Origin of the sequence: Bathymodiolus platifrons methanotrophic gill symbiont (genome assembly GCF_002189065.1) — a bacterium.
Lineage (GTDB): Bacteria > Pseudomonadota > Gammaproteobacteria > Methylococcales > Methylomonadaceae > Methyloprofundus.
In genome coordinates this window covers 1-11596 of the sequence record NZ_BDMN01000044.1, presented here as the reverse complement: position 1 = coordinate 11596, position 11596 = coordinate 1, and the positions used below count along the sequence as shown (strand labels likewise).

Sequence of the window (11596 nt, the reverse complement as noted above, 5' to 3'; positions counted from 1 at the left end):
TTTATCTCTATCACTATTTTCTTTTATGCTTTAGCAGCAATTGCTGCAGCCGTATTGACCACATTATTTGCCATCTTCTCAGAAGCAGCATCGATTAAACGCCCATCCAATGCAGCGGCACCCTTACCTTGTGCCGCAGCCTCTTTTAAAGCAACTAAAATACGTTTGGCTTTTTCTACCTCTGCTGCAGGCGGAGTAAATACTTCATTCGCCAAAACAATCTGTGATGGATGAATTGCCCATTTCCCTTCACAACCTAGAGCTGCAGCTCTTCTGGCTGCATCTTTAAAGCCTTCTGGATCTTTAAAATCACCAAAAGGTCCATCAATGGCACGTAACCCGTAGGCACGACACGCAACTGTCATACGACTAATCGCGAAATGCCACTGATCTCCCGGGTAATCAGGATTCAACCCACCAATATTTGTTGTTCTCGCACGATTGCTTGCAGCATAATCGGCCACACCAAAATGCAAGGCCTCTAAGCGACCACCTATAGCTCCCTGTTTAGCAATATCTTCAACATTTGCCATGCCAAGTGCCGTTTCGATTAAACACTCAATGCCTATTTTTTTAGTTAAGCCTTGCTGCATTTCTAACTGGTTAAGCATAGATTCAACCATATAGACGTCGCTATAGACACCCACTTTAGGAATAAGTATTGTGTCAATTCTATCGCCACATTGCTCAACTAAATCAACAACATCACGCACCATATATTGTGTATCTAAGCCATTAATGCGTATAGAAACAGTAATACCATGCCCCGCCCAATCCAGTTCGTTGATGGCTTTAATAACATTCTTACGTGCTTGCAACTTGTCATCAGGCGCAACCGCATCTTCAAGATCAAGAAAAATAACATCCACCCCACTTTTCAATGCTTTCTCAAACATCTCTGGATTTGATCCCGGAACGGCTAATTCACAACGATGCACACGCTGCGCGTTTGCTTCATATAATGTATGACTCATTTAATAGCTTCCTACTTTATGTAAAATAATATGGTGTAATAAGGTGATTTCTGTCAAAGAATATACTAGCTTACTTGTCTTTTTGCCCTTCTTCGGTGTTGCGACTACAGTTACATAGCGCAACTATGCGGCTGTAGTCGCGCCTTGAAGATGAACAAAAATCCTGCGCAATCTGGTATATTCTTTTCCGACAATCACCTAAATACAAGACTAGCCTTCCTAGCCTAAATCGAAATTAACTCATAATTTTACCGCGTAGCACTATAATGTCAATGAATACCCTGTTCAAAATTTAGCAATAAATCGTTGGCAAAAAAAATGCGCTTAGCTAGTTTGGTAGCTAAACGCATAAAGAACTCAACAATTCATTAAGGGAGGTAAGAATGTTTATTTAAGAGTTCCAGCTATTCTACCCAACTAATAGAAAACTAAAAATGTGGCATATTGCCGCGCGACAGTTTGTCGCAGATAACTAAGACACCATCACTATCATTGCAACCTACCATACCGGCACACGAAAGACTTAAAGAACCCTATTTTAACGGCACCCAGCTACTATAAAAAATATGATTCATCTTTTGCATAATAATTGCCACAAATTTCACAAACAAATCCATTACAGGGTGACACAAACTGGGCCTGACTATATCCACAAACAGACAATAGCGCGGCTCATCAGTCTCGTTAAAGGACTGGTGCTGCAGAGTATCATCAAAGATAAACATTTTGCTTTCACACCAGTGATTTTCTACATTACGTACCTTTATATAAGTATCCTGACTGCTAATATCATTAATATTATAAAGAACTCTTAAGGTTGTGCGTAAGGGGCCAAAATGCTCATCTGTTGATTCTTTTTTATTAAAAACAGAGACCCCTATAGTTCTAATATATTTATAATCTTTATGAAAGGCAGGAACGGTATAGAAATTTTCGATATTCTTTCCGTACCACTTAAAGAAAATCATGCTGCGCCTGATTTTCTCAGCACGACTGGATATTTCATCGACTACTTTTTCAGCCTCAACAACGGCTAATATTTCTTTAATCTCTGCCTGGCATTCAGATGGTAAATCCTGTAATTGATATAAGGCAAGGTAACTATGTCCATCAATATATTAAAGGGTGATAAGGCCCAGGTTGGCACGCCATTGCCAAAAAAATATCGATACAGCAACTGCCCATCTATATTGCAATTGCGACTGACATCGTAAACGCCACAGAGCACATAGAACAGCATTACTGTAGGTAAAAAATAGCTCAGGGAAATTAAAAACACATACCAGATTACAGATTGAACTAAAAACTTCTTCCTTCTCTTCTCTTCAAACTCTTTGTTATCCATCGATTCCCCCTAATTAATTAAACCAGTAAAACATAGTCAAAAAAATACCATAATTATTATATGTGTATTATCGGCAATACGCATTATTCTCATTACCTTTCGGCACAAGATAGTTTGTACATTATGCAAGCACAGCGTAAAATCAACAAGATTTATAAGATATAATTTATCTAAGACCCTGAGTCAGAACATTTATTAGTAGCAATCCTCTTATTTCAAAAATTCTAACACGCGGACCTTTTTATGACTGCACAGCAAACCTCGACTAGCAAAGAACCTGAAAAAATGCCAGGCGCCCTACCTCTGATAGGAAATATGCTTAAATTTGGTAAAAATCCATACGAGTATATGAGCCTGCTAAGAAGCAAGCTCGGTGAAATTGGTGAGTTTCGTTTATTTCACCAGCAAATGATTCTACTTACTGGTCCAGAAGGTAATGAGGCTTTTTTTCGCGCGCCTGATGATCAGCTGGACCAGAATGAAGCCTATAAGGTTATGACCCCCATTTTTGGTAAAGGGGTTGTTTTTGATGCACCACCGCATATCAAAGATCAGCAACTAAAAATGCTGATGCCAGTATTGCGTGACAAGCCGATGCGTACTTACTCAAAAATCATTGTTCAGGAAGTTGAAGAAGCCGTTAAAGACTGGGGGGAATCTGGCGAAGTTGATTTGCTCGAGTTTATGAAACAATTGACTATCTATACCTCCAGTCACTGTTTATTAGGTAATGAATTCCGTTATGAGCTAAATGAGGAATTCTCCCGGCTATACCATGATCTGGAAAAAGGTATGCACCCGATTGCGTTTATTTTTCCCTATCTGCCCATACCGATTTTACGCCGCCGTGATAAAGCACGCATTCGCTTACAGGAACTGGTCACTGAAATTATTGAAAAACGCGCCCAGAAAACAGAAAAAAGCGACGATGCTTTCCAGATGTTGATTGATACTCGCTATGAAGATGGCAGCCCTCTTTCACCTCATGAAATCACTGGATTACTGATTGGAACTTTATTTGCCGGGCATCATACCACAGCCGGAACAGCCGCCTGGATCACATTAGAACTAGCGCGCAACCCCAAGGAAATGGACAGAGTGCTGGAAGAGTTTGATACTTTATATGGCCATGATGGCGAAGTCACCTTCCAGTCTTTACGTGAAATCCCTTTCTTTGAACGTGTGATTAAAGAGGTATTACGCATACATCCGCCGCTAATAATGCTAATTCGTAAAGTGGCTAAAGATCTGCACTTTAAGGACTATGTTATTAAAGCGGGTAAATACGTCTGCGTATCTCCCCGAGTTTCACACCGTATTCCTGAAATATTCCCTGACCCAGAAAAATTTGACCCTGACCGCTTTACCAAAGAACGCCAGGAAGATGCAACGCCCTTTAGCTGGGTTGCTTTTGGCGGTGGTCGTCATAAGTGTAGTGGTAATGCCTTTGCCATGTTACAGCTAAAAGCAATTTATGCGATTCTTTTACGTCGCTATAAATTTGAACTAGTAGACCCACCGGAAAGCTATCAGGACGATTACACGGAAATGGTGGTACAACCTGGCTCACCTTGTATGGTACGTTACAGTAAACGTGACAATATTCAGCAAACAGAAGTTGAAAGCAAAAAGGCTGCAGAGGAAACCGTAAGCAAGCAAAATTGCTTTAAAGTCGACGTTGATTATGACTTATGCCAGGGACATGCTAACTGCATGGCCGAAGCAGCTGAAATTTTTCAGGTTGATGACAAAGGCATGTTGACGGTATTACAAGAAACACCAGACAACACTTTACTTAAAAAAGCACAAGCAGCAGCGCAATACTGCCCAACCGGTGCAATAAAAATCAAACAGGATTAAGGAATCAATATGGCTGCATACCCAAGAGCAGAACTTGAAGAGATGGTGGAACGCTGGCTAGAAGCAAATCGTCAGGCGGAAAAAGATGGTGACTGGCCTAAGCATCTAGGCGCCATGTATACTGATAATGCTGAATATCGCTGGAATATAGGCCCAAATGAAGAGTTTGTTGCGCACAATCGAGAAGAAATAGAAAAGTGGGCACTGGGCGAACAAATGGAAGGCTTTGAAGAGTGGAAATATCCTTACCACCGCATTCTGATTGATGAAAAACAAGGTGAAGTCATCGGACTCTGGACACAGGTATCACCAGCTAAACGCGAAGATGGATCAAACTATACTGTTGAAGGTGTCGGCGGCTCCTGGTTTCGTTATGGCGGTGATTACAAATGGGAATGGCAACGAGACTTCTTTGATTTAGGTAACACCAAAGCTTTATTCTTTGAACTAGCTGCCGCAGGCAAACTGGATCCAGCAGTAAAGGAAAAAATAGGTAAACTAGCAAAAGGCCACCCTTTACTAGGACACGAAAAATTGCGCCCAGAAGCCAGCTTATTACACAAGCTAAAAGGTTTTTTGGTAATGGTACGTATTGCTATTTTTAATAAATAGAAATACATTCCTGCTACAATACCTTAAAAAAATTATGTCAATATTTTGGGAGCATTATGAATACTGAAGAAAAAAAGCCTAAAAGCCGCCGCGAATTAGTCCGCACCATGGGCCAAAGCGGTAACTATTGGTATGCCATGGAAGAAAGCAAAAACCTTAAAAAAGGTAAATCGCTAGAGGTTATTTTCTGGAAAAGCCCTATTGCCCTCTATCGAGGCGAAGATGGTGAGGTTCGTGCCATTGAAAACCGCTGTCCGCATCGTCAATTGCGTTTAACATCAGGCATCGTCCAGGGTGATGAAATCACCTGTCAATACCATGGCTGGACTTTTGATGGCTGCGGAAAATGTACAGGAATTTCACACGAATTAGGCAAGGGCAAAGCCAAAGATAGCCTGCCTAATATCAAGGTTAATTCTTACCCGGTACAGGAAAAATACGGTTTAATCTGGGTATTTCCCGGAGACCCTGCCCTGTCAGAAACGGTTAAAACCCCAGCAATACCACAGCTAGATCAGGAAGAGCCATGGGGATTCATCCCTATTGATGTAAAACTAGATGGACATTACAGCATGATGCTGGAAAACGTCTGCGACTTTAACCATGCATTTCTACACCGTAAATTTAAACCATTTACTGACCCACACTTATTAGGTACGCGCCGTGAAGGTGATACCATCTGGATTGATTACGAAACAGATATGAGCCAGAGTAGTGCGGTAAAAACTGCCGGTGAAAAGAAAGGAGCCGGCTTAGAAAATATGACTTTGTGGTACCAATATCCTTACCAAGGCTCCAACACAGCGGATAAATATTTACATTGGTTATTTATGACCCCTATTGATGAAAATCACACGCGTTGTTTTTTCGTCTTTTTACTAGGCCCATTAGAGATTCCTTTTATCAATAAACCCGTGCCTAAATTTTTACGCAAAACGGTTATTGCTTTAGCTAACAAATTTTATATTATTCCTCTATTAGGTGAAGATACCTATATTATTAATGAAGAAATGCTAGGGCAAGAGCGTCACCCTGATATTCAGCATTTAGAGTTTAACCCAATCGTGGGCGAATTCCAGAAAATGAGCATTGAGAAATGGGAAGAATACGTTCATACAGAAGCACTGCGCAAAAAGAAGCAAAAAGATGATAAAGAGCGCTACGTATTTACCGGGGCTGGACTCACTAAAAAAGAGCTGCGTGATTACAATACAATGCTTGAAGAAAAAGAAGAAGCTGGTTTATAAGCATATTTTCTCGTTCTCACGCTCTGCATCACTACTGTTAAGTTAAGGCTGGGTTAGATTATCCAGCATTTTATAATGCTTCCTAAGATGCCGGGTTACGTTTTTATTGCTTCGCAAAAAAATCTAACCCAGCCTACGTTGTAACATTTTATTATTTAATACAATAATCCTTAACTTAATGGCAGTAACGTTCTCATATAAATTCCCACGCAGAGCGTGGGAACTATAGGATAAGTTATTTATGACTACACTGGTAACTGGTGCCACTGGGCACTTAGGCGCAAATCTAGTTCGCGCACTATTAGCAAGAGGGGAAAAAGTCCGAGCCCTAATACGTAAGGGTAGCAATAATACTGCCCTCGATGATTTAGATGTAGAGCATGCTTACGGCGACTTACGTGATGAACAATCTATAATTAAAGCAGTAAACGGTTGTGATTATGTTTATCACCTTGCTGCATTCGTTAGTATACGTGATGGCGACCGTAAAGAGCTTTATGATGTTAACGTGCTAGGCACGCGTTACTTAATGCAGGCCTGCCGACTAGCCAATATTAAAAAAGTAGTGCATTGCAGTTCATTTGGTGCGGTAGGAAACAACCCTGATGGCGCATCCAATGAAAAATGGGCAGTTAGCCCTTATGAAATGACTACGGACTACGAAATATCCAAGACCTTTGCCGAATTAGAAGTGTATAAAGAAGTCGTCCGTGGCCTACAAGCGGTTATCGTCAATCCAAGTGGTATTGTTGGCCCCTGGGACTTCAAGCCCTCATTATTGGGTAAAACAATAATCGAATTTGCGCAGGGAAAAATGCGTGGCTCAGTGAAAGGCGGCTTTGACTTTACGCCTGTGCAAGATGTCGTACAAGGCCATCTATTAGCCATGGAAAAAGGCGTGGTAGGTGAACGCTACCTACTGACAGGTGAGCAACATAGTATAGATGAGACTCTGGACTGGCTCGAAGAGTTCACCGGGGTAAGCAAGCCTAAACTAGTAATACCAACCTTCCTGATGCAAAACATAGCAATCGTTAAAGACTGGATTGAACGCAAGTTTTTTCCACACGTCTACCCACGCTTTAACTATCATTCGATTCGGCTATTAAATTGCGGTAAATATGGAGCGCATACCCGTGCAATCAATGAACTAGGTCTTAAACCGACACCGGTTAAAGAAGCTTATCGTGATTCCGTACTGTGGTTTAAAGAACACGGATATATAAAGTAAAACTTTACGCATCAAGTGAAAAGCCACGTTCTAAGGACGGTGGCTATCGCTTTTAATATGATTACTTGAATCAACGATAGGCTTTTTCTTCATTGCCAACAAGCCCCTGATAAAGCGAGCGGGCATATTGAGCACTTGCTTCAAAAGCATAGGACTGCGCCTTTTCCAGATATCCTGCTCTGGACGCTTTTAGCTCTGCCTCATGCTCAATCCAGTAATCCATCTTAGTCGTTAGACTTTGCAAATTTCCTGCGCTGAATAAAAAGTCATCATTCAACGCAAACTGCGCCGAAGCGCTGTGCTCTGCATCACTAATCAATGCTGGTAAGCCACAGCCTATTGCTTCCAGAACAGCCATACCCTCTAATTCAATTTCAGAAGCGTGAATAAACAAATCAGCTGTATTAAATAGAGAAATTAACTTTTCCTGACTAACATACTCAAAAAATGCAGGATTAGGTAAAGTATTCCCAAGATCAATCAGCTCTGCTCGTAATGCGCCCTGCCCTGTTACAACCAGCTGAATTTTATCTTTATATTTTGATTGTTTTATGGCCTGCATCACTAGGTCATGACGTTTTTCTTTGGCCAGTCGCCCGACCATCAGAATCATAAACTTATCTGCAAACTCAGGCTCCTTAACACATTGCTTTGGCCTAAACTGCTTAGGTAAACCATTAGATATTATTTCCACCGGAACCTGAATAGAGAATTTCTCTAGCATTTTCTTGCCAAAGGCACTCGGAGACATCACCAGATCGGCTTTATTGTAAAACGTACGATTAAAAAAACGATACAGAAAGGCATTCAACCACTCATAATCCAGGCCTATATTCCACATAAGATTTTCGGGCTGTACATGAAAGCCAAAAACCACTGGTTTATTCAGTTTACGAGCTATTTTTAAAGCTTGATAACCTAAAAAAAAGGGAAATTGAATATGTACTAAATCTGCATCCTTTATTGCCTCATGCAATACTTTTTTATTTGGCCAGGCAAACAAAAAGTCCATTTCCTGCATTTGCTTTTTAGCGAATGGTACATAAAAAGCAGGAAAAACTATCTTATTCTCTTCTGCTTTACCGCTACTAATAACTGTTAATTCATCTGTTTTTTTAAAAAAATCAATAAAACGTCGGGTAGACACAACGCCTCCCGATTTTTCTCCATCCACATTATCAGCAACAAAAACAATTTTCAAAATGCTACCTCCAAATATGGATACAAGAAAAAAGGGGTTAATAAAACCTAAAATTAAAGTGCTTTGGGATATTATTAAATCCGCATTCCTAAACCGCTAAAGTGGTACTCGCTTATGACTAAATGCCGGCAAGACGATCAAAGTACAAATTAAAGTAAATGAAATCCCAATTGCCAATAGCAAACCCATACTGGCAATGCCCTGATGATTGGTAAATGCAAGACTGGTAAAACTAAGCAATGTAGTCAATGAACTAAAAAATACGCCTCTCGCCGTACTAGTCTGCAATAGATGTTCACCCTCTTTAACACCCGCATAAAGGCGATGCATAACATGAATCCCACTATCAACTCCCATACCCATTAATAAAGGTAAAGCAATAATATTAGCAAAATTAAACGGGTTATTGAATAGTACATTAGTCGCTACCGTGAGCAATCCAGCCAGTAATAATGGCCAGATGACCAGTAAAGTATTACGAAAACTTCTCAGGATAATAAGTAAGACCAGAAAAATAACAATAAACGCGGTTGAAAACGCTTGAATAAATGCTTTAGTCATTACCTTTCCTGCAGCCAGATCAGAAACAGGAAGACCTGTAACTGAGTCATCAATACTCTGTACCTCTGTCGCAAATTCAGCTAGGTTCGCTGCTATATTAAGGTCATTCCTCGGATCAATAATCACTTTATAGATTCCTGAAGTACTCACCCAGTTTTGCCTAATATAGGCTGAAATATCCTTTAACCCAAAGAAATATGCCTGCATACTGGTATTCAGTTGCTGCATAGTATGTGGAAATAACCCAAGTATACTTGTATCTAATTGTTGATAAATGGAACCAGGCTGCTCTGAAGCATCGGCAAAACCAATAAAGCTACTGATATCTTGATTTAATTTATCTAACAGCTCTGGTGATGTGTTTCCCGCTGGATTGGCTAATGCTAAAGCAATTTTAGTACGTAGGTCAATTAGCCCTTGCCGGGAATCAGCCTGCTCCAGCGGTCGATCAAAGCTGCCAAGATCAGTACCAAGAATAAAGCCTAGATATTCAATTATTTCCAGCTTATCTTCCTGGTCTTTAGCAACAAAACTACTTAAAGTAATTGTTTTATTGACTGCCGGCAACTGCTTCACTCTAGTCGCTAAAGTTTCTGCATTTTCCAGTGAGTCACTTAAGCCGATCAGGACAAATGGAGACCTGTCTTTTGACTTTAATAATTCTTTGAATACGACAACTGATTCGCTACTCTGATCTCTGAGGTTAACGGGATTTGAATCCAGATAAATATAATTAAGTGAAAAAGCAGCAACAATAGCCAGCAGAATTGAGGTATAGCGGATACCTCTTGCATATTTTATTGGAAAAGTGCATAACCAGTCAGGAAGCTTAGTCACTTGCGTATGAGAGAGCTGTTTTATGGAAAATACTTTTAATAACGCAGGTAATAAAGTTAAGGACACAATCAAACCCACAAACATACCACCACCTGAAATTAACCCTAGCTCTGAGACACCTTCATAATCTGTAGGAATAAAAGCGAAAAAACCAATTGAAGTCGTCAGTGCACAGAGGAACAGCGAAGAACCAAGAATTTTTACACTCTTTTTTATTGCCTCTTCACTGGTCATATGATGCTCCCAACACTCTCGGAAGGCCAAACAAATATGAATTGAAAAATCGACCCCCAGCCCAATATAAAGTATCGCAAAGGCAACGGATAATACATTAAGATGCCCTACTGCAATGGTAGCAAATCCAGCAGTAAGGATAAGCCCCATAATCAATGCAATGAGTGTACATAGCACCAGCTTCACTGAGCGCAAGCCTAGATAAAGCACGACTAGTATTAGCGCAAGTGCAAACAAACCTGAATAAACGGTATCTTCAGCAAGGACTCGCATTTCATCCTCTTCTAAAGCTATTTTTCCAGTAATACGAATACTAACTTGCGGGTCCTGTAATTGAATATCTCTGACTACGCTTCTTGCAAAGTCCATAGAGCGTTCAACCGGTTTCATACTATTAAAATCAGCGATGGGCCTGGCACTAACTACGCTACGCAAAGTATTTCTATCACTAGACTCATTCACAGCAAGTAGTTTTTGCCAGGATAAATAACGCGTCTGATTTGACTGTACAGCAATAAGTGACTGACCAATTTGCTCAAGTAACGGATCCAGGTCCGTTGGTAAAGCTTCATCAGTATTTTCCAGCGCCTTACCCAATATATCCAGCAAACCCTGTAAATGGTAGTTTTGTGACAAATGACCAATAAAAGGCTGTGCATCTGCTAGCGTAGTTGATAAATCATTTAGCTTTTCAAGCTCAAGATATAATAGACCTTGTTGCTTTAAGAACACATTGTCATCAGGAATATAAACATATTCAAATAACTGTTTATTTTCACTAAGCCGTTTAGCCAAAAGTTTTGCAGCGATAGCCGTTTGTTCTGCAGTAGGAGACTCAACAACCAGCTGAATAGTCGCAGCATCTTGAGGAAAAGCCTGTTCCCAACGGCTTCGATTTTTCTGAAATGGTAGGTCTTGAGATAATAATGTTGATGTATCTGTATTTACACCCAGATTATTAATTGTGTAGTCTATACTCGCGGCACAAGTAATGATAAATAGTAGAATTACCAGCCATGAAAAACGAAGCACCTGAGCACTCCACCAGCAAAGAAATTTATCCAATAATAATGCAGAACGATTACTCATATAAGTTTTACTAGGTTGCCATTATCAATTATTTTGCAATATTATACGGCTAAAATGATTTAGCTGCCCAGCCACTTAAAAACAACCTGGCTTAATCATTAAATTTTTCTGGGAAATATTGGGCATCCTTCATTTCCCCGTTGACACTTTTGTTGTTTTTTACCTGGGCGCGCGGGCAAGCAGCCCGCGCCCCCAACTCTTTAAAAATAGACAGGCGCGCCATGCTACCTCACAAAATTCTGGGACTCCTGTCACCAACATTCATTCGCCTACGCAGCGAATGGGAGATGCCCTGGTCGCCCTGCGTCCGTCTCAACTACGCACAAAACCCTGCTCCGTTTCCCTGATTTTAAGCGACTGAGTGGATAATCCAAGTATTACCCGACATTTATCAGAACATCTTTT

10 protein-coding genes are annotated in these 11596 nt (G+C 40.5%); 4 read left to right on the top strand and 6 right to left on the bottom strand.

All coding sequences use genetic code 11. From position 1 onward, the window contains the following. Positions 1-23: 23 nt before the first annotated feature. The 3 genes from CDZ78_RS03160 to CDZ78_RS21020 form a co-directional block, all read right to left on the bottom strand. Positions 24-974 carry an HpcH/HpaI aldolase/citrate lyase family protein gene (locus tag CDZ78_RS03160; protein ID WP_087868671.1) on the bottom strand — a complete coding sequence of 317 codons (951 nt, stop codon included), beginning with the start codon at positions 972-974 and terminating at the stop codon, positions 24-26. Between the two features lie 533 nt (positions 975-1507). Next, entirely contained in the window at positions 1508-1942 is a 435-nt protein-coding gene (locus tag CDZ78_RS03155; RefSeq protein WP_087868670.1) for an aspartyl/asparaginyl beta-hydroxylase domain-containing protein, read from the bottom strand. Between the two features lie 65 nt (positions 1943-2007). Beyond that, positions 2008-2319 (bottom strand): hypothetical protein, encoded by a 312-nt coding sequence (locus CDZ78_RS21020; RefSeq protein WP_140413860.1) that lies wholly within the window; start codon positions 2317-2319, stop codon positions 2008-2010. A 243-nt stretch (positions 2320-2562) separates the two neighbouring features. Here CDZ78_RS21020 and CDZ78_RS03150 point away from each other — a divergent pair, with 243 nt between their 5' ends. The 4 genes from CDZ78_RS03150 (at position 2563) to sdmB (ending at position 7269) form a co-directional block, all read left to right on the top strand. Further along, entirely contained in the window at positions 2563-4179 is a 1617-nt protein-coding gene (locus tag CDZ78_RS03150) for a cytochrome P450 (protein ID WP_087868669.1), read from the top strand. 9 nt (positions 4180-4188) lie between these two features. Beyond that, positions 4189-4791, top strand: coding sequence for a hypothetical protein (locus CDZ78_RS03145; RefSeq protein ID WP_087868668.1), 603 nt, complete (start codon positions 4189-4191; stop codon positions 4789-4791). A 56-nt stretch (positions 4792-4847) separates the two neighbouring features. Beyond that, positions 4848-6038, top strand: coding sequence for a 4beta-methylsterol monooxygenase (sdmA, locus tag CDZ78_RS03140; protein WP_087868667.1), 1191 nt, complete (start codon positions 4848-4850; stop codon positions 6036-6038). Positions 6039-6279: 241 nt separating this feature from the next. Continuing rightward, positions 6280-7269: a sterol demethylase protein SdmB gene (sdmB, locus tag CDZ78_RS03135; protein ID WP_087868666.1), complete on the top strand. Its 990-nt coding sequence runs from the start codon at positions 6280-6282 to the stop codon at positions 7267-7269. 70 nt (positions 7270-7339) lie between these two features. On the opposite strand, the gene CDZ78_RS03130 is transcribed toward sdmB, so the two are convergent. The 3 genes from CDZ78_RS03130 to CDZ78_RS23545 form a co-directional block, all read right to left on the bottom strand. Further along, positions 7340-8470 (bottom strand): glycosyltransferase, encoded by a 1131-nt coding sequence (locus CDZ78_RS03130; RefSeq protein WP_087868665.1) that lies wholly within the window; start codon positions 8468-8470, stop codon positions 7340-7342. A 96-nt stretch (positions 8471-8566) separates the two neighbouring features. Beyond that, positions 8567-11191, bottom strand: coding sequence for an MMPL family transporter (locus CDZ78_RS03125; protein WP_087868664.1), 2625 nt, complete (start codon positions 11189-11191; stop codon positions 8567-8569). Positions 11192-11282: 91 nt separating this feature from the next. Continuing rightward, positions 11283-11414, bottom strand: coding sequence for a hypothetical protein (locus CDZ78_RS23545; protein WP_263458936.1), 132 nt, complete (start codon positions 11412-11414; stop codon positions 11283-11285). Positions 11415-11596: the final 182 nt, after the last annotated feature.

What these genes read in the sequence shown, in the direction of transcription:
- CDZ78_RS23545 (WP_263458936.1), bottom strand. Translation starts at nt 11,414, where the DNA reads ATGGCGCGCCTGTCTATTTTTAAAGAGTTGGGGGCGCGGGCTGCTTGC.
- sdmA (WP_087868667.1), top strand. Translation starts at nt 4,848, where the DNA reads ATGAATACTGAAGAAAAAAAGCCTAAAAGCCGCCGCGAATTAGTCCGC.
- CDZ78_RS03155 (WP_087868670.1), bottom strand. Translation starts at nt 1,942, where the DNA reads ATGATTTTCTTTAAGTGGTACGGAAAGAATATCGAAAATTTCTATACC.
- CDZ78_RS03125 (WP_087868664.1), bottom strand. Translation starts at nt 11,191, where the DNA reads ATGAGTAATCGTTCTGCATTATTATTGGATAAATTTCTTTGCTGGTGG.
- CDZ78_RS03145 (WP_087868668.1), top strand. Translation starts at nt 4,189, where the DNA reads ATGGCTGCATACCCAAGAGCAGAACTTGAAGAGATGGTGGAACGCTGG.
- sdmB (WP_087868666.1), top strand. Translation starts at nt 6,280, where the DNA reads ATGACTACACTGGTAACTGGTGCCACTGGGCACTTAGGCGCAAATCTA.
- CDZ78_RS03150 (WP_087868669.1), top strand. Translation starts at nt 2,563, where the DNA reads ATGACTGCACAGCAAACCTCGACTAGCAAAGAACCTGAAAAAATGCCA.
- CDZ78_RS03160 (WP_087868671.1), bottom strand. Translation starts at nt 974, where the DNA reads ATGAGTCATACATTATATGAAGCAAACGCGCAGCGTGTGCATCGTTGT.
- CDZ78_RS21020 (WP_140413860.1), bottom strand. Translation starts at nt 2,319, where the DNA reads ATGGATAACAAAGAGTTTGAAGAGAAGAGAAGGAAGAAGTTTTTAGTT.